Origin of the sequence: Mixta sp. Marseille-Q2659, assembly GCF_940807255.1 — a bacterium.
GTDB lineage: Bacteria > Pseudomonadota > Gammaproteobacteria > Enterobacterales > Enterobacteriaceae > Mixta.
Genome location: NZ_CALNWY010000020.1, coordinates 20,148 through 37,718, shown reverse-complemented (window position 1 = coordinate 37,718; position 17,571 = coordinate 20,148). Strand labels below are relative to the sequence as shown.

The window sequence follows — 17,571 nt, the reverse complement described above, 5'->3', positions numbered from 1 at the left end:
GGCACGTCTGCTTTCTGAGCGACGTGCCTTTTTTATTGCCGCAAAATACAAACTATTAACTACTTTTTAGCATTCTTTTAAGGAGTCAAATTATGGTGGGGTTAGAGCTGATTATCGTTCTGCTGGCGATATATCTGGGCGCCAGGCTGGGCGGTATCGGTATCGGCTTTGCAGGCGGCCTCGGCGTGCTGGTTCTGACGCTGCTGTGCCAGATGAAGCCTGGCGCCATTCCTTTCGACGTGATCGAAATTATTATGGCGGTGATCGCCGCTATCGCCGCGATGCAGGTCGCAGGCGGTATGGATTATCTGGTCAGCCTGGCCGAGCGCCTGCTGCGTAAGCACCCACGCTACGTCACCTTCCTGGCGCCGCTGGTTACCTACTGCATGACCCTGCTGGCGGGCACCGGCCACACCGCATTCTCCACATTGCCGGTAATTGCCGAGGTGGCGAAAGAGCAAGGCGTGCGCCCGTCGCGTCCGCTTTCTATCGCGGTGGTCGCTTCGCAAATCGCCATTACCGCCTCGCCTATTTCCGCGGCGGTGGTCTATTTCGCGGGCATTCTGGAGCCGCGCGGCATCGGCTATCTGGCGCTGCTGGCGGTGGCGATACCTTCCACCATGGCGGCGATATTCGTGGCGGCGCTGGTAACCAATTTCCTGGGGAAAGAGTTACAGGACGATCCGATTTATCAGGCGCGCCTGGCAAAAGGCGAAGTGACGCTGCGTGGCTCACAGGTTTTTGCAGAGAAGCCCGGCGCAAAACGTTCGGTGCTGCTGTTCCTGATCGGCATTGTCGCGGTCATGCTTTACGCCACGGCGATTAGCGATAATGTTGGCCTGATTCAAAATCCGCTGCTGCCGCGCAATGAAGCGATTGTGGTCTTTATGCTGACCATCGCCACGCTGATCTGCCTGAGCTGTAAGGTGGACACCAGTGAAATCCTGAGCGCCAGTACCTTTAAATCGGGCATGAGCGCCTGTATTTGCGTCATGGGCGTCGCCTGGCTGGGTGATACCTTTGTAAAAGGCCATATCGACGATATTCAAACGCTGGCCGGCGAGCTGCTGAACAACTATCCGTGGATGCTGGCGCTGGTGCTGTTTTTCGCTTCTACCCTGCTCTATTCCCAGGCGGCGACCACCAAGGCGTTGATGCCTGCCGCGCTGATGCTGGGCGTATCACCGATCACCGCCGTCGCCTCTTTTGCCGCCGTTTCCGCGCTGTTTGTTCTGCCAACCTATCCTACGCTACTGGCGGCGGTAGAAATGGATGACACAGGTTCCACGCGCATCGGCAAATTTGTCTTCAACCATTCGTTCCTGATCCCCGGCACGCTGGCAATTGTGCTGTCGGTGGCGTTCGGCTTCCTGTTCGGACATTTATTCCTTTAGCGGTTTGCGCTAACCCGGCTGCGGCCGGGTTACGTCTGTTCACCGCCTGTCAAAAATATCCACATCGGCTCGTGCTATGATTGCCCTTTTACGTTCAGGAGCGAGCCATGTCTTTATCAACCGCCGTCATCGTTCTTTGCACTGCGCCCGACGCCGCCTGCGCCGAACAGCTGGCCGACAAGGCGCTTTCCGCGCGGCTGGCCGCCTGCGTCACCGTGCTGCCGGGCGCTACGTCTTATTATGTCTGGCAGGGCCAGCGCGAATGCGCCAGCGAAATCCAAATGCTGTTTAAAAGCGACGTCACGCATCAGCAGGCGCTAATCGACCTGCTGAAAGCAGCGCATCCTTACGATACGCCCGAACTGCTGGTATTGCCGGTACAACATGGAGAGAGTGATTACCTGTCATGGCTCAGCGCATCGCTTCGTTAATCCTGCTGTTTTTCAGCACTTTTTTCACGCTTTCCGTCCATGCCGGTCTGTTTGATGCCAGTCCGCAAAGCCAGTTTGTGCCGGTTAATCAGGCTTTTTCCTTCGATTTCAATCAGCAGGGCAATCAGCTGACGCTGCGCTGGCAGGTCAAACCTGGCTATTACCTTTATCGCCAGCAGATCAGCGTGACGGCACAGCAGGCGACACTCGCTCCGCTTCAATTGCCAGCGGGCCAGCCGCATGAAGATGAGTTTTACGGTAAGAGTGAAATCTATCCGCAGGATCTGACGATCCCGGTGGTTATTAACCAGGCGGGTTCGGGAGCCAGTATTACGCTGCGTTATCAGGGCTGCGCGGCGGCGGGCTTTTGCTATCCGCCGGAAACGCGAGAGATTCCGTTAACGCCGGTGACGGCAATAAAACCAGCCGCTGAGGCGACGACAGCGACGACAGCGACGACAGCGACGACAGCGACGACAGCGACGACAGCGACGACAGCGGAAAACGTATCCGATGCCGCCGTTAGCGCAACTTCGCCGCCATCCAGCCCGCTGCCCTTCTCACCGCTTTGGGCGCTGCTAATTGGCATCGGCGTCGCCTTCACGCCCTGCGTATTGCCGATGTATCCGCTGATTTCCGGCATTATTCTGGGCGGCAACCGTCAGCTTTCACTGGGCCGTCTGCTGGCGCTGTCGATGGTCTATGTTCAGGGCATGGCGCTCACCTACACCTTGCTGGGCGTGGTGGTTGCAGCCGCAGGTTTACGTTTTCAGGCAGCGCTGCAGCATCCTTATGTATTGATCGCGCTCTCCGCCATATTCGTCCTGCTGGCGCTCTCAATGTTTGGCCTGTTTAACCTTCAACTGCCAGCCAGCCTGCAAACGCGCCTGACGCTATGGAGCAATCGTCAACGCGGCGGCTCCCTGCCCGGCGTCTTTTTAATGGGCGCGCTGGCGGGGCTGATCTGTTCGCCCTGCACCACCGCGCCGCTGAGCGCCATCCTGCTCTATATTGCGCAAAGCGGCAATTTGCTGGCGGGCGCGGGCACGCTGTGGCTATACGCTTTCGGCATGGGTTTGCCGCTGATCGCCGTCACGCTGTTTGGTAATCGCCTGCTGCCGAAAAGCGGCCCCTGGATGCAGACGGTTAAAGAAGGCTTCGGCTTTGTGATTCTGGCGCTGCCGGTCTTTCTGTTGGAGCGCATTGTCGGCGACAGCTGGGGAGTACGGCTCTGGAGCCTGCTGGCGGTCAGTTTCTTTGCCTGGGCCTTTATTATCAGCCTGAAAACGCCGCGCGGCTGGCTGCGGGTGCTGCAAATTTTCCTGTTGCTGGCGGCGCTGGTCAGCGCGCGTCCCTTGCAGGATTGGGCCTTTGGCACAGAAAACGCTGCCGCTCCCTATGCGGCGCTGGATTTCACGCAGGTCAGCAACGTCGCGCAGCTGGATGCGGCTCTGAAGCAGGCGCAAGGCAAAATCACGATGCTCGATCTCTATGCTGACTGGTGCGTGGCCTGTAAAGAGTTCAGCAAATACACCTTTAGCGATGCGGGCGTACAGCAGGCGCTGAAACCCATCCAGCTTTTGCAGGCGGACGTGACGGCGAACAGCCCGCAGCAAAGCGCGCTGTTACAGCATCTTCAGGTACTGGGGCTGCCCACTATTCTGTTCTTCGATGCGCAGGGAAAAGAAATTCCCGGTTCGCGCGTGACCGGCTATCTCGACGCGGACGCCTTCCGTGCGCATTTGCAGAAACTGGCGCGGTAAACGACACTGGAGTCTGGTTCAATAAACGTGGCTCCGCTTTAGCGGCGGAGTCACGCTGACAGGAGAAGTCTGACGTGCAACGTGAACAGGTACTCGACCACGCACTTAACGTACTGGAACATAATGGCCTGGCGGGCACGGTCTCGCTGGAAGAGCTGGCGGGTCAGGTCGCGGTTCCTTATGAGCAACTGCAACGTTTCTGGCCCGATCGCGATGCGTTGCTGTATGACGCGCTGCGCTACCACGGGCAGCAGATTGACAGCTGGCGCCGTCAGCTATTACTCGACGACGAGCTAAATGCAGAAGAGAAGCTGCTGGCGCGTTATAAGGTGCTGGAGGAATCGGTTGGCAACGGGCGCTTCCCCGGCTGTTTATTTATTGCCGCCTGTAGCTTCTATCCGCAGCCCGATCATCCGGTACATCAGCTGGCCGAACAGCAAAAACGCGCGTCCTGGCAATATACTCATGAATTGTTAACGGAACTGGGCGCGGACAACCCTACGCTGGTAGCCGATCAGATGGAGCTGGTGCTGGAAGGCTGCCTGAGCAAGCTGTTGGTGAAACGCAATCAGCAGGATGTGGCGACCGCTCGTCGCCTGGCGGAAGATGTGCTGCGCATCTCGCTCTGTCGGCGAAACGGTGCCTTAACGTAACAATTTTTCACCAGGCTGCACGAAAAGCAGGCGATCGACCGCATTTCCGCAACTTTTTCACAGAAAGCCGTTGACGCTGTTAAGCCTTTACGGTTTAATGCGCCCCGTTGCCCGGATAGCTCAGTCGGTAGAGCAGGGGATTGAAAATCCCCGTGTCCTTGGTTCGATTCCGAGTCCGGGCACCACTAATTCATAGAAACGGACGCCTTCAGGCGTCCGTTTTGCTTTGGTTTTTCCGCCAGCGCTCATTCTTCATAACCAGGCTAACCTGAACGGCGTCTGTTCCTGAAATTTTGTCACGCCCTCTTTCAGCCCGTTAAATTAAGCAAAATAGAAAAACAAATATTCCAGCAGAGTTATTTATTTCTGGATAATCATTGTTAACCTTAAATCGCCAGTCACTCTTCCCTGCCTGCTCAATCATTTCCTAATGTGAAATTCTACCGTTAATGACGTACTCCTCACCATGAAAGCCTGCACACCCAGAAAAATCTCTTTTCCTTTTATTTAGCGCATAAAAGAAATAGAACTAAAGGTGAATTAATGTACATAGCTGAATAAAGACTTTCTTATTGGCATGGCGGCACCGAGCAGTTTAACTAAATTTGCTTAAAACCTGTTTACGCAAGCTCTATCGGCGTCGAAAGCAAAGCCGGTGGCGAAGGCGCAACCTCGCTTGGCTATCGCGCTAATACTTCCGGCTACAGCAGCACTTCTGTTGGCGCATGGAGCAGTTCAGAAGCCAGAATGGTACGGCAATTGGCATATTTGCTTCAGCGACGGCAAATCAGAGCGTGGCGCTGGGTTATCAATTACAGGCGACAAAAGAATATACCGTTTCTCTCGGCAACGATTTTATAAAACGTCAAATTACCAATATGGCAGCGGGTACAGAAGATACTGATGGCGTAAACGTTTTACAATTAAAAGGGGCTAACGCAGAGATATTAATTGAAGCAAATAACTACACCGATAATAAAACAGCTGAGATCGTCACTACGGTAAATAACTATACCGATCAGAAAGCGGCTGAAACTTTAAATTCCGCCAATAACTATACCGACCAGAAAGCAGATGAAACCTTAACCTCTGCCAATAATTACACCAACCAGAAAACCTCTGAAACCCTTACCTCAGCCAATGACTACACCAAGAGTCAGGTTGCTCAGAAGGCAACAGCCCGTCAGGAAGGCGATCGAAAAACGCTGCAAAAAGCTAACGACTATACCGACAGCAAACTCTCCGGGCTGGGTAATAAAGTTACCAATCTGGATAAGCGCATCGATCGTAACCGTAAAACGGGCCGATACCGGCATTTCAGGCGGAATGGTCATGACGGCGATTCCAATGGTGGAAGGAAAACGGCTGAGCTTCGGTATGGCGATGGCGGGCTATCGCGATCAGGGCGCTGTCGCTGCCGGTTTCAGATTACGCACCAACGCATCGTCGGCGGTAAAAATTAATACCGCAGGGATTCCCAAAATGGCGTTGGCGTAGCTGCTGGCTTTGCATTGGGCTGGTAAGCAATAGTCGGCTCGCCGTTCAGACGGAACGGCGACGCAATGAGATAAAATGAAAATGGCGAGCGGAAATACCCCCGCTCGCCTCCTCTCAAAGCGGGTAAACTCTTCTGCTGGATAAAGATGTCATTAGCACGAGTCCTTTACTTGTGCCTTTAGCTCACCGCATAGCGCTGTATCAGACTGCTCCATTTATTACGATTCTCTGCTTCATAAAAGCATCTGCATGACGCGTTCAGACGCAGGCGTCATCTGAATGGGCCTGCGCTTGACAGGCTGGCAGTGGCGCTGGAAGATGCGTTTACCCTTCTCCGCACAGATAGCTGCTATGAAAAACTTACCCGTCGTCACGATTCATTACTGCACCCAATGCAACTGGCTGCTACGCGCGGGCTGGATGGCGCAGGAATTATTAAGCACCTTCAGTACCGATCTGGCGTCCGTCTCGCTGGTGCCCGGCACGCAGGGCATTTATCAGATAAAAGTGGATGATGCGCTTATTTGGGATCGCAAAATTGATGGCGGCTTTCCCGACGCGGCGGAGCTTAAACGTCGGCTGCGCGACCGCTGCTTTCCCGATCGCGCAATGGGCCATAACGAGAAGAAATCGAACTAACTCAGATAGCGGCGAAACCAGGCGATGGTACGATCCCAGGCCAGCTCCGCTGCCTTGCGGTCATAGCGTGGCGTGGAATCATTATGAAAACCATGGTTCACGCCCGGATAGATCCAGGCCTCATATTTTTTTCCGGCGGCCTTTAACGCGGCCTCATAGGCGGGCCAGCCTTCGTTAATGCGCGTATCCAGCTCTGCATAATGCAGCAGTAACGGCGCCTGAATACGTTCCACCTCGTTAAGCGGTGGCTGTCGGCCATAGAAAGGGACGGCGGCGGCCAGTTCTGGATAAGCAACCGCCGCGGCATTAGCCACCCCGCCGCCGTAACAAAAACCGGTAATGCCCACCTTGCCGGTACTTTGCGGATGCTGCATCAGGAACTCAATGGCGGCAAAGAAATCGTTCATCAGCTTAGTTTGATCGACCTGCTGTTGCAGCTCGCGCCCTTTATCATCATTGCCAGGGTAGCCGCCGACGGAACTCAGCCCGTCCGGCGGCCAAGGCAATAAACCCCGCCTTTGCCACGCGACGCGCCACATCTTCAATATAGGGATTCAGGCCGCGATTCTCATGCGCTACCACAATCGCTGGCGCTTTTTGCTGAAGCGCCGCCGGACGGACAAAATAGCCGCGCACCGACTGGTGGCCGTTGGGCGAAGGATAAGAGAGATATTCAGCATGAATATCGGGATCGGTAAACTCCACCTGCTCCGCCAGCGCATAGTTCGGGCTGAGCAGTGAAAGCAGGCTGGCCGCTGTCAGGCCGCCAATGGCATATTTTGCCGCCTGAGAAAGAAACTCGCGCTTACTCATCATGCCATGGGCGTAATAATCGTAAAGCTCCAGCAGTTCTTGCGGAAAATCCTGTGCGGTCAGTCGTGCCATTTTTCGCTCCTTCCGTCGGGTTTGCTCACAATGTAAACAGCGAAAACGGAAAAAAGAAGCGTTATTTAGCCTGTCCATGGCAAGGCCGAAGCCTTTGTAAACGGCGCAAACCCTAAGCCAGCTGCAAAAACAGGAGCAATAGCGTACGTTGCTGGTGACGAAAAGATGTCAGGAAGCGCAAACGTCGGTAAAAAGGCCCGCAGGGCTGGCCATTAAGTTATTAATATTGATACTTTTTTAATACTTCCTGTACCAGCCCGCTAATATCTGCCCCGGTTTTTGACAGGCTGGTTATTTGCTTTTCCGTGTTGCTGCCGATAAGCGAACCCGTTTTCAGGCCAAGCTGTAATGCTTTTTCCCGCTCGGCAGGAAACCTATCGGTATAGAGATGTTAGTAGTAGCCAATCATCAGATCCTGAATTTCTCCAGCACCGCTAATATGGCAGAGCTGGCTATTCGTTAGCGATTTTATAAATAACATTCTTATTATAAGAGATTGAATAAAAAGAGTTATCTCTTGCAACCGCTCTTTTAAACACCCTTTTTCTGCTTACAAAAACAGGCTAATGCTTTTTATCGTGTAAAAACATTTGTTTACACTGAGCTACATTTTGCTACGGAGAATTTTGTTAAATTAATTACCCTGAAAACTGTATCTAACAAAATTATAACTATTGTTACTTTCTGGGTAGGCAAATGGGCGAGACGCAAAAAACGCAGTACATTGAGGATCTGATTGCCTGGATTGAGGATAACCTGACGGAAGCGTTGAATATCGATATCATCGCGCAAAAATCGGGCTATTCAAAATGGCATATGCAGCGTCTGTTTAAAGAGATGACCGGACAAACCGTCGCCGCCTATGCGCGTAAAAGGCGCCTGACGAAATCGGCAATGGCGCTGCGTTTAACGCGCCTTTCGCTGATTGATATTGCCATACGCTACGGGTTCGATACCCAGCAAAATTTTACCCGCGCCTTTCGCAATCATTTCGCTTTAACGCCCCATGCTTATCGTTACGCCAGCGAGCTAAATACCTCCGCCTTTCACAGCCGTTTTACACCGGCGCGCCAGGCGGAAAAACAGCCGGAATTGATAACGCTACCTGAGCGGGTGATATATGGCGAGAGCCAGCAGTATCAATGCTTATATGGCGACTTCGTCGAAGATAAACAGCAAATCCTGACGCAATATCTGCACGATTTTATCCGCGATAATAAAGGAAGCCGTGAGCAAGGTTATATCACGCTGCAGTTTACGCCTTGCGCCCAGCGCCGCGAGTATCACACGGTAAGCCTGATGTGCGGTCTGGAACAGCGTGAAGGCGAATATTCTCTTCAGGCGCAGCGCGATATTTTACCAGGCGGTTTATGGCTGAAAATCGCTTTCCAGGATCGTCCACGTAATTTCAGTGCTTTTATTATCGAAACTTATTATCGTCACCTGGCGCAACCAGGCCTGTCACGCCGTCCCGGTCAGGATTTCCTGTCGCTCGATCTGGCGCGCTGCACGGCGGAATGGCTGGAAGGTTATTTTTTTATCCCCGTTAATTTTCACCTGCCAAATACGGCTTCGCTCGCCTCATAAGCGGACGGCAAATAAATCCCCCAGCGAATAAGGCGATTATTCAAACGATTTTTATTGTCTTTAATCGCCTGCTGATCATAACAACCCGTGCGGAACAGGTTAGTTTTCCGGTAATGACTCCAACTTACTGATAGTGTTTTATGTTCAGATAATGCCCGATGACCTTGTCATGCAGCTCCACCGATTTTGAGAACGACAGTGACTTCCGTCCCAGCCTTGCCAGATGTTGTCTCAGATTCAGGTTATGTCGCTCAATGCGCTGAGTGTAACGCTTGCTGATAACGTGCAGCTTTCCCTTCAGGTGTGATTCGTACAGCGGCCAGCCATCCGTCATCCATACCACGACCTCAAAGGCCGACAGCAGGCTCAGAAGACGCTCCAGTGTGGCCAGAGTGCGTTCACCGAAGACGTGCGCCACAACCGTCCTCCGTATCCTGTCATACGCGTAAAACAGCCAGCGCTGACGTGATTTAGCACCGACGTAGCCCCACTGTTCGTCCATTTCAGCGCAGACAATCACATCACTGCCCGGTTGTATGCGCGAGGTTACCGACTGCGGCCTGAGTTTTTTAAGTGACGTAAAACCGTGTTGAGGCCAACGCCCATAATGCGTGCACTGGCGCGACATCCGACGCCATTCATGGCCATATCAATGATTTTCTGGTGCGTACCGGGCTGAGAGGCGGTGTAAGTGAACTGTAGTTGCCATGTTTTACGGCAATGAGAGCAGAGATAGCGCTGATGTCCGGCAGTGCTTTTGCCGTTACGCACCACGCCTTCAGTAGCGGAGCAGGAAGGACATCTGATGGAAATGGAAGCCACGCAAGCACCTTAAAATCACCATCATACACTAAATCAGTAAGTTGGCAGCATTACCAGTTTTCCTACTGGTTAATCGCCCCGGCATCGCTATTTTTCGCCCACAATTCAGCCAGAGCTGCTATATAAAAAGCAACGGTTAATAATTCATGCCAAAAAAAACGAAACTTGTAACGCTCATTCATATAAAATTTAACGCATCAGGAACATTTGGCTCACAGGAAGAGCAATATCAGGAACACTGAACACCCGTACTTTATCTACTGGTACGCAACCAGGCTGGTTGTTTACTTAGGTTTATGGCAACACTCAAGAGGACTAAATTATGGGGAAAGACTCCTCATCTTCGCGCGTCATACGGTTTCTGACCATATTGTTCGCTGTGCTTTGCGGGGCATATCTGCTGATTGGCGGCATCTGGCTGTCAACCATCGGCGGTAGCTGGTACTACATTATTAGCGGTATCGCTATGCTGGTGACAGCGTTTCTGCTGTATCGCCGCCATAGCGCGGCGCTGGTGGTTTATGCGCTGGTGCTGCTCGGCACGCTGGCCTGGGCGGTCTGGGAAGTTGGCTTCGACTTCTGGGCGCTGGCGCCGCGTACTGATGTCTGGGTTATTTTCGGCGTCTGGCTGTTGCTGCCCTTTGTCTATCGCGGCATTACGAGCGGCGGGAAAGCGGGCGCATCGCTGATGGGATTAAGCCTGGTGGTTAGCGCCGTGGTGCTGGCCTGGGCGGTATTCAACGATCCGCAGGAAATCAACGGCACGCTGCCGACCGCGCAACAAACCGCACCGGCTGGCGCTGACAGCACCATTCCGCCGGGCGACTGGCCAGCCTACGGCCGCGATCAGGCCGGTACGCGTTACTCTCCGCTGAATCAAATCAACGAGAAAAACGTGAAGGATTTACAGGTTGCCTGGACTTTCCGTACTGGCGATCTGAAAACCCCGAACGATCCGGGTGAAATCACCAACGAAGTGACGCCGATTAAAGTGCGTGACACACTTTACCTGTGTACAGCGCACCAGATCCTGTTTGCGCTGGATGCGGTAACCGGTAAAGAGAAGTGGAAATTTGATCCAGGTTTGAAACCCGATCCGACTTTCCAGCACGTCACCTGCCGTGGCGTTTCTTACCATGAAACGCCTGCCGCAGCCGATGCGGGCACTGCAGCCCCTGCGCTTTGCGCACGCCGTATTATCCTGCCGGTCAATGATGGCCGTCTGTTTGCGTTAGATGCCGAAACCGGTAAGCGTTGCCCGGACTTCGCTAATAATGGCGAACTGGATCTGCAGCATAAGCAGCCGGTCACCACGCCAGGCGCTTACGAGCCAACTTCTCCGCCGATTATCACTGACAAAGTCATCGTGATTGCTGGCGCGGTTACTGATAACTACTCTACGCATGAACCGTCAGGCGTGATTCGCGGCTTCGACGTGAACACCGGCGCGCTGCTGTGGGTGTTCGATCCGGGCGCGAAAGATCCGAATGCCATCCCGGCAGACGGTGAAAGCTTCGTACCAAACTCGCCTAACTCCTGGGCGCCAGCGGTATATGACGCCAAACTGGATATGGTTTACCTGCCGATGGGCGTCTCTACGCCGGACATCTGGGGCGGCAACCGTACGCCGGAGCAAGAGCGCTACGCAAGCAGCGTGCTGGCGCTGAACGCCACTACCGGTAAGCTGGTATGGTCGTATCAAACCGTACACCACGATCTGTGGGATATGGATCTGCCTTCTCAGCCGACGCTGGCGGATATTACCGATAAAGATGGTAACCAGGTTCCGGTTATTTATGCACCGGCGAAAACCGGTAACATCTTTGTGCTGGATCGCCGTAACGGCAAGCTGGTTGTACCGGCACCGGAAACGCCGGTTCCGCAGGGTGCGGCCAAAGGCGACCACGTTTCTCCAACCCAGCCTTACTCTGAGCTGACGTTCCGTCCGAAAGAGCATCTGTCGGGTAAAGATATGTGGGGCGCCACCATGTTCGATCAGCTGGTGTGCCGCGTTATCTTCCATCGTCTGCGTTATGAAGGGCCGTTCACGCCGCCGTCTGAGCAGGGTACGCTGGTGTTCCCTGGCAACCTCGGCATGTTTGAATGGGGCGGTATCGCCGTTGATACCAACCGTCAGATCGCAATCGCTAACCCGATGGCGCTGCCGTTCGTTTCCAAACTGATCCCGCGTGGTCCGGGCAACCCGATCGAGCCGCCAGCTGACGGTAAAGGCGGTTCAGGCACCGAAACCGGTATCCAGCCGCAGTACGGCGTGCCGTACGGCGTTGAGCTGAATCCGTTCCTGTCGCCGTTTGGCCTGCCGTGTAAACAGCCGGCCTGGGGTTATATCTCGGCGCTGGATTTGAAAACCAACGAAGTGGTATGGAAAAAACGTATCGGCACCGTACGCGACAGCTCACCGGTTCCGCTGCCGTTCAAAATGGGTATGCCGATGTTGGGCGGCCCGGTAACAACGGCGGGTAACGTCTTCTTTATCGCCGCTACTGCGGATAACTACCTGCGCGCTTTCAGCACCAATACCGGTGAGAAGCTGTGGGAAGGCCGTCTGCCAGCGGGTGGTCAGGCTACGCCGATGACCTATGAAGCTAACGGTAAGCAGTACGTGGTGATTGCCGCTGGCGGTCACGGTTCCTTTGGCACCAAGCTGGGCGATTACATCATTGCCTACGCGCTGCCGGATCAGAAATAAGCAGTTCCGTAAGTTAAGCAACCCCGGCCTGGCCGGGGTTTTTTTATGTCTTTTTTCCTGCCTGTCGCATGTGCAACAGGTTAAAAAACGCGCCCGCCGCCATAATCACGCAGGTAGCGAGAAACACCGAGCGCATGCCCAGCCAGCCGCCAACAAAGCCGCCAAACAACGGCCCGCAGACCTGGCCCACGTACTGCGCCGAGGTAGACCAGCCGAGCGCCCTGCCCACCTGCTCGCCAGCAACATGATGCCGAATCAGGCTGGCAATACAGGGCAGCAGTCCGCCGCGCGCCAGCCCCATGAAAAAGCGCAGCGCTACCAGCTGCCAGGCGCTGGTAATAAACGCCTGTGGAATTAACAGCAGCGCGGCGGCGAACAGGCCGCCAGTCAACACTTTCCAGTGACCGATGCGATCCGCTAACCGTCCCAACCAGGCCGCCGAAAGGATGCTGCCCAGCGCCGCCGCCGACATCACCACGCCCGCCGCCAGCGTTATACGCTGCGGCTGCTGCACAAATTGCGCAACGTACAGCGTAACAATCGGTTCCACGGACATATTGGCGAATATCAACAGCATGCCGGTCAGCAGCATCAGCGGCAGAATGCCATTACGCAAATTGAGCATTGGCGCCGCCGTCACGCGTCGCTGCCCAGGCGTACGCGGCGCCTCTTTCAGCAGAAAACAGGTCGCGAGAAACGCCAGAAAAATGACGCCGCCCGCCAGCCAGAAGGTGGCGCGGATACCGATCAGCGGTGGCAGCAGGCCGCCGATTAACGGCCCGACCACGTTGCCTGCCATAATGCCCGATGAGAGCATTCCCAGCGCCCAGCCGGTATGCGCTTTTGGCGTTTGCGCGGCGATAAGAATGGTCGAGCCGGAGGCATATCCGCCTAACAATCCTGCCAGCAGACGCAGCGTTACTAGCTGCCAGGGCGCGCTGGCCATGCCGATCAGCGACATCGCAACGGCCATTCCGAGGCTGGCGCGAATCAACATCAGTTTGCGCCCGTAGCGATCCGCCAGCCTGCCCCACAGCGGCGCGGTAAGCGCGGCGGTAAAAAAGGTCGCGCCATAGGCAATGCCTGACCAGCGCGCGATGGATGCCGGCTCGCTAACGCCCAGTTCTGCGACGTAGAGCGGCAAAAAGGGCAGCAGCAGCGTCATCGCGACCAGGGTAGTAAAGGAACCCAACATACAAACCCATAAATTGCGCCGCCAGTATTCTGGCTCTTCATTGCTCATAGAAAGCATCATTCTTTTCTCCTTGTCATCACCCCGCTATGCTAGCAAGCCACGGAGATCATCCCGACAGCGCGGCAGAAAGTTCTCTGGATGCCCTTGTTTGTTTCCCGTGAGAAACAATGCGCGGCATCAGCAAGGCTGGGATAGAAGAAAGACCGACGTTGAACCAGCGTCAGCAAGCGGATTGCCTCAATGCCTTAGGTGACATGGATTATCAAGCTGCCCAAAAACGCCAGCGCGATTATTCTGCGAATGGCGGTAGGGATTCAGCGGGCGCCAGCGCCGCCTGAAGCTGCTGGCAAAACCGCGCCACCAGCGCACGGGCGCCTTCCGCCTGCTGCACAATCAAATAACTGTAATAGCAATCCATCTGCCAGTCGGCCAGCAGGCGCACCAGTTGCCCTTGCCGCTGCGCCGCCTGCGTCACATAGCAGGGAAGATACGCGATGCCCGCCCCGGCGATGGCCGCGCTTAGCAGCGCCTCGCTGTTATTGATACGAAACCGGCTATGTACCGCAATATCGAGCTTTTGCTTGCCGTGACGAAACGGCAAAGCAAGCGTATGCGCTGCGCCGCGAAATAATAAATAGTCGTGACGCGGCAGCTGTTGCGGATGTGAAAGCGTGGCGGGCAGAGGATAGTCGGGCGCGGCAAATAATCCCCATTCAATCGCGGTAAGCGGATAGCAGGTGAGCGCGGGCGGCGGCGTTTGCGCCACCACAATTGCCAGATCGTAGCGATCGCTCTGCAAATCAACGGATCGGTCGGACAAATCCAGATCAACCTGCACATGAATATGCTGTGCAACAAAGCTATTCAGTACCGGCAGAATGCAGTGACGGCCAAAATTAACCGGTGCGATGATACGCAGATTGCCGGCGGGCTCCTGGTGATAGTCACGAATAAAAGCATCGGCGCCGTTCACTTCCTGCAATGCCCTGGCGCAAAACTGATACCAGGCGCGCCCGACTTCGGTAACGGCAATATGCCGGGTGGTCGCTCCAGCAGCTTAACGCCGAGCCGGATCTCCAGCTGCGCGATTTCTTTACTGACGAAAGATTTCGAGAGGCCGAGGCTGTTCGCCGCGTCGGTGAAGCTCAGCGTATCCACTACACGGGCAAACACCATCATTGCGGTTATATTTTCAAGCGGCTGCATAAGGTTTTCCGTCGGCAAGAGAGCGACAGACTGACAAAAAGCAGGAGAAAAAACCAGTGGCGGGAAGAAGGGAAATCAGAAAAACAAAGCCGCCCGCATGCGGCTCAGAGCATGCTTATTTCTTCGGAGAATTTTTTACCGCATCATCATCCAGCTGCTGAGAACCGAGTTCGGCACCGGTAGTTGGATCGATGTCTGGGTTGGAGCGGGTACGCAGTACCATACTTCCCAGATCGGCTTTTTCGCCTTTCGACAGCATCACAGAAGCAAGGCCATCGCCGCCGTCTACGGCCGGTTGCGGATTCGCTACGTAATCGAAGTTTTCATCCGAGTTCCAGCTGCCGCGTACTTCACCGCCTTCAGACATATTGAAGTAGGTGTTGGAGTACTGCTCGATCGGCGGCAGTTTGCCCGGCGGGAAGTTATTACGAATCGAATAGAGCGCTTTTTCAAAGGAGATCTGGTGCGCCACTTCGCGCGTCATCAGGAAGCCCAGCGCATCTTTTACGCCCGGATCGTCCGTCAGGTTAATCAGGCGCTCATAAATAATTTTCGCACGCGCTTCGGCGGCAATATTGGAACGTAGATCCGCCGTCACTTCGCCGATGGTATCGATATAGGCTGCAGTCCAGGGTACGCCAGCAGAGTTGGTCAGCGCCGGGCCGCCGCCGTACAGCAGCGCGGTAGTATGGCTGTCGTTGCCGTTGCCGGTCAGGGAACGGTAAAGCTCAGCTTCCTGTTCGGTTCCTTCAGCCAGCGCGCCTTTCGCGCCTTTGTTCAGCATCCCTACCAGAGAACCGATGATCTCAAGGTGGCTCAGCTCTTCCGTTGCAATATCCAGCAGCATATCTTTGCGGCCGGCATCGTCATCGCCCAGGCCTTGGGTAAAGTAACGGCAGGCAGCAGCCAGTTCACCCTGCGGGCCGCCAAACTGTTCGAGTAGAAGATTAGCCAGGCCAGGATTCGGCTCGGCGACGCGGACGGTATATTGTAACTGTTTTACGTGTCTAAACATTGCTCGCTCCTCTATAGAGGTTGCCATTGCTGGCAACCCCGATACAGTAAAATGCCATTGCTGGCTAAGGTTTTATTTTTTTGCTTCGGTGTCTGGCTGCGCGGAACGCACCATAAACTGCTCGGTTACATCTGGCAGATGGGTCAGCGCCCAGTCAGCCATTGCTTTTTCCTGTTCACGGATTTGTTCGAATACGCGGGCGCCTTCGGCGTCGCCAGCCAGTTCGGCCGCGGCGATCAGAGAGGTATAACAGGCAATTTCGAACTGTTCGAATACGTAGCCGCTGATTGCACCTTTAACCACTTCGTCAGAGGCGAACATACCGCCAACGGCCTGTCCCATCGCGGCGACTTTACCCATCATGTCTTTCATGGTGGAGTTGGATGTATCCTGGCGATCAATAACCTGTTGCAGCATTTGCTGTTGCTGACGGGTTTCTTCAATGTGTTGCTGAAGACGTGCTTTCAAATCGGGATAATGCTCCAGACGGGCGGACATTTTTTCCAGCATTTCTTCTGCTTGTTTTTCCATTGCATGCGCGTCACGCAGCCAGCTGAGATAGTTTTCCTGATAAGTCATACTTTCACCTCGTGATAAGTGAGCCAGAAAATAAGCCCAACGCTATAAACACAAGCAACGTCAGAATTATCTCTATAAGATTATTCACCGATAAAAAGTCATCAGACTTTATAATCAACACATAAAAAAGCGTAGGCAGCGAAACAGCAAATAACAACCGTAACGCGAAAAAATTTGCGTTATGTTTTTGTTAATGCGTTATAAAGCGGGATCAAGGCGGAACGCGGTTTAGCGCCTTTCTTTAAGCGACAAAAAATAATAAACCCCTGGTACGCCCGATAAAAAGCGCCAGGGGTTAATAAAGGTAAGTTAGCTAACTAATAAATTAGCTATTGGATGGACGGCCACCGCCGTGGCTGTTTTGCCCACCTTTTTTGCCTGCTTCAGAGGCTTTTTCGCGGTCGTTTTTAAAGTTGCCGCCACTATGCTGACCGCCTTTTTTACCGGCTTCAGATGCTTTCTCACGGTCTTCAGCGAAATTACCAGGATTGCCACGATGTTCTGCCATAGTATTTCTCCTCAATATTCCATAATTAATATTCTTATCCAGTACGCCAGTAGTGGAAAGAATATCCGCGACTTCGGGTTTAAATCTAGTTGACTCCTGAAATAACGCAAATTGCAAACGCAGCGGCAATAAGTTTATGAAATCAAAAAGAAGAACCTGGCAGAATGGCGTTTTTGAAAGATTTAATTACAATCAGTCGCGAAAATTAAATAACCGCAGCGCGGTTAAACAAGCGCAGCGGTAATAAGTTCAATAAAAATGTCATATTTTTATTTAAGCGGAGCGCAGCCTGCAAAATGTATCGCACCCGGAATAGCTTAACGCTCTTCACGACACTTTTGACGGAATTCGCCGGGGGTCATGCCATAGTAACGAACAAAGGTTTTATGAAAGGTATCGTGAGATGAGAAACCGTGGCGCACAGCAACATATTCGATAGTGACATTATCCTCCAGCAACATCCGCGCTGAAGCGACCAGCCGTTTTTCCCGACAGAAAGCCGCCAGCGTTTTGCCCGTGACCGCATGAAAATAACGCTGCAAATACCATTTCGAATAGCCGGTTTTCTCTGCGCAATCATCAACGGTAATACGTCGATCCAGATTATTCTCAATCCAGCGTATCAGTTCGCGGACAACGCCATAGGTAAACACTCTTTCGCTTGCTGCGCTCACGTTCATGATTTAT

At 53.8% G+C, this 17,571-nt stretch carries 16 protein-coding genes, 1 tRNA gene and 1 pseudogene; 9 read left to right on the top strand and 9 right to left on the bottom strand.

The features are described 5' to 3' along the window. The first annotated feature begins 92 nt into the window (after positions 1-92). From P3C52_RS14335 to P3C52_RS14305, 7 genes are all read left to right on the top strand, one after another. Positions 93-1,394, top strand: coding sequence for an anaerobic C4-dicarboxylate transporter (locus tag P3C52_RS14335; protein ID WP_275555652.1), 1,302 nt, complete (start codon positions 93-95; stop codon positions 1,392-1,394). A 107-nt stretch (positions 1,395-1,501) separates the two neighbouring features. Next, positions 1,502-1,825: a divalent cation tolerance protein CutA gene (gene cutA / locus P3C52_RS14330; protein WP_275555651.1), complete on the top strand. Its 324-nt coding sequence runs from the start codon at positions 1,502-1,504 to the stop codon at positions 1,823-1,825. Then, positions 1,801-3,588: a protein-disulfide reductase DsbD gene (locus P3C52_RS14325; protein ID WP_275555650.1), complete on the top strand. Its 1,788-nt coding sequence runs from the start codon at positions 1,801-1,803 to the stop codon at positions 3,586-3,588. Before cutA ends, P3C52_RS14325 begins: the two co-directional genes overlap by 25 nt. 74 nt (positions 3,589-3,662) lie before the next feature. Beyond that, positions 3,663-4,241, top strand: a complete 579-nt coding sequence (locus P3C52_RS14320) for a transcriptional regulator (RefSeq protein ID WP_275555649.1) — start codon at positions 3,663-3,665, stop codon at positions 4,239-4,241. 109 nt (positions 4,242-4,350) lie between these two features. Then, positions 4,351-4,426, top strand: a tRNA-Phe gene (locus tag P3C52_RS14315). 540 nt (positions 4,427-4,966) lie between these two features. After that, positions 4,967-5,704 (top strand): hypothetical protein, encoded by a 738-nt coding sequence (locus tag P3C52_RS14310; protein WP_275555648.1) that lies wholly within the window; start codon positions 4,967-4,969, stop codon positions 5,702-5,704. 385 nt (positions 5,705-6,089) lie between these two features. After that, positions 6,090-6,377 (top strand): SelT/SelW/SelH family protein, encoded by a 288-nt coding sequence (locus P3C52_RS14305; protein ID WP_275555647.1) that lies wholly within the window; start codon positions 6,090-6,092, stop codon positions 6,375-6,377. Here P3C52_RS14305 and yghX read toward each other — a convergent pair. Continuing rightward, positions 6,374-7,262 (bottom strand): annotated as a pseudogene (yghX, locus tag P3C52_RS14300) (YghX family hydrolase). The gene P3C52_RS14305 and the pseudogene yghX sit on opposite strands and share 4 nt — an antisense overlap. Before the next feature lie 696 nt (positions 7,263-7,958). On the opposite strand from yghX, the gene P3C52_RS14295 reads away from it, so the two are divergent. After that, positions 7,959-8,849 carry a helix-turn-helix domain-containing protein gene (locus tag P3C52_RS14295; protein WP_275555646.1) on the top strand — a complete coding sequence of 297 codons (891 nt, stop codon included), beginning with the start codon at positions 7,959-7,961 and terminating at the stop codon, positions 8,847-8,849. A gap of 124 nt (positions 8,850-8,973) precedes the next feature. Here P3C52_RS14295 and P3C52_RS14290 read toward each other — a convergent pair. Further along, a protein-coding gene (locus P3C52_RS14290; RefSeq protein ID WP_275553408.1) for an IS1 family transposase occupies positions 8,974-9,671 on the bottom strand; the annotation gives its coding sequence in 2 pieces (ribosomal slippage) (positions 8,974-9,422 and positions 9,422-9,671; 699 coding nt in all). A gap of 322 nt (positions 9,672-9,993) precedes the next feature. Between P3C52_RS14290 and P3C52_RS14285 the strand changes: the two genes are divergently transcribed. After that, on the top strand, positions 9,994-12,381 hold the full coding sequence (locus P3C52_RS14285) for a glucose/quinate/shikimate family membrane-bound PQQ-dependent dehydrogenase (RefSeq protein ID WP_275555645.1): 2,388 nt from the start codon (positions 9,994-9,996) through the stop codon (positions 12,379-12,381). 43 nt (positions 12,382-12,424) lie between these two features. Here the strand turns inward: P3C52_RS14285 and P3C52_RS14280 are convergent, their stop codons facing one another. From P3C52_RS14280 to P3C52_RS14250, 7 genes are all read right to left on the bottom strand, one after another. Continuing rightward, positions 12,425-13,636: an MFS transporter gene (locus P3C52_RS14280; RefSeq protein ID WP_275555644.1), complete on the bottom strand. Its 1,212-nt coding sequence runs from the start codon at positions 13,634-13,636 to the stop codon at positions 12,425-12,427. A 229-nt stretch (positions 13,637-13,865) separates the two neighbouring features. After that, positions 13,866-14,549 carry a substrate binding domain-containing protein gene (locus P3C52_RS14275; protein ID WP_275555643.1) on the bottom strand — a complete coding sequence of 228 codons (684 nt, stop codon included), beginning with the start codon at positions 14,547-14,549 and terminating at the stop codon, positions 13,866-13,868. Beyond that, on the bottom strand, positions 14,546-14,782 hold the full coding sequence (locus P3C52_RS14270; RefSeq protein WP_275555642.1) for a LysR family transcriptional regulator: 237 nt from the start codon (positions 14,780-14,782) through the stop codon (positions 14,546-14,548). Before P3C52_RS14270 ends, P3C52_RS14275 begins: the two co-directional genes overlap by 4 nt. Before the next feature lie 115 nt (positions 14,783-14,897). Continuing rightward, complete coding sequence (locus P3C52_RS14265) at positions 14,898-15,797, bottom strand: manganese catalase family protein (RefSeq protein ID WP_275555641.1); 900 nt, start codon at positions 15,795-15,797, stop codon at positions 14,898-14,900. 72 nt (positions 15,798-15,869) lie between these two features. Beyond that, positions 15,870-16,376 carry a DUF892 family protein gene (locus P3C52_RS14260; RefSeq protein ID WP_275555640.1) on the bottom strand — a complete coding sequence of 169 codons (507 nt, stop codon included), beginning with the start codon at positions 16,374-16,376 and terminating at the stop codon, positions 15,870-15,872. A gap of 325 nt (positions 16,377-16,701) precedes the next feature. Beyond that, a complete protein-coding gene (locus tag P3C52_RS14255; RefSeq protein ID WP_275555639.1) occupies positions 16,702-16,884 on the bottom strand; it encodes a general stress protein in 183 nt (60 codons plus the stop codon). A 317-nt stretch (positions 16,885-17,201) separates the two neighbouring features. Beyond that, entirely contained in the window at positions 17,202-17,564 is a 363-nt protein-coding gene (locus P3C52_RS14250) for an AraC family transcriptional regulator (RefSeq protein WP_275555638.1), read from the bottom strand. Positions 17,565-17,571: the final 7 nt, after the last annotated feature.

Bases quoted from the DNA above. Each gene is read 5' to 3' on its own strand.
- P3C52_RS14335 (WP_275555652.1), top strand. From the start codon at position 93: ATGGTGGGGTTAGAGCTGATTATCGTTCTGCTGGCGATATATCTGGGC.
- cutA (WP_275555651.1), top strand. From the start codon at position 1,502: ATGTCTTTATCAACCGCCGTCATCGTTCTTTGCACTGCGCCCGACGCC.
- P3C52_RS14325 (WP_275555650.1), top strand. From the start codon at position 1,801: ATGGCTCAGCGCATCGCTTCGTTAATCCTGCTGTTTTTCAGCACTTTT.
- P3C52_RS14310 (WP_275555648.1), top strand. From the start codon at position 4,967: ATGGAGCAGTTCAGAAGCCAGAATGGTACGGCAATTGGCATATTTGCT.
- P3C52_RS14305 (WP_275555647.1), top strand. From the start codon at position 6,090: ATGAAAAACTTACCCGTCGTCACGATTCATTACTGCACCCAATGCAAC.
- P3C52_RS14295 (WP_275555646.1), top strand. From the start codon at position 7,959: ATGGGCGAGACGCAAAAAACGCAGTACATTGAGGATCTGATTGCCTGG.
- P3C52_RS14285 (WP_275555645.1), top strand. From the start codon at position 9,994: ATGGGGAAAGACTCCTCATCTTCGCGCGTCATACGGTTTCTGACCATA.
- P3C52_RS14280 (WP_275555644.1), bottom strand. From the start codon at position 13,636: ATGATGCTTTCTATGAGCAATGAAGAGCCAGAATACTGGCGGCGCAAT.
- P3C52_RS14270 (WP_275555642.1), bottom strand. From the start codon at position 14,782: ATGCAGCCGCTTGAAAATATAACCGCAATGATGGTGTTTGCCCGTGTA.
- P3C52_RS14265 (WP_275555641.1), bottom strand. From the start codon at position 15,797: ATGTTTAGACACGTAAAACAGTTACAATATACCGTCCGCGTCGCCGAG.
- P3C52_RS14260 (WP_275555640.1), bottom strand. From the start codon at position 16,376: ATGACTTATCAGGAAAACTATCTCAGCTGGCTGCGTGACGCGCATGCA.
- P3C52_RS14255 (WP_275555639.1), bottom strand. From the start codon at position 16,884: ATGGCAGAACATCGTGGCAATCCTGGTAATTTCGCTGAAGACCGTGAG.
- P3C52_RS14250 (WP_275555638.1), bottom strand. From the start codon at position 17,564: ATGAACGTGAGCGCAGCAAGCGAAAGAGTGTTTACCTATGGCGTTGTC.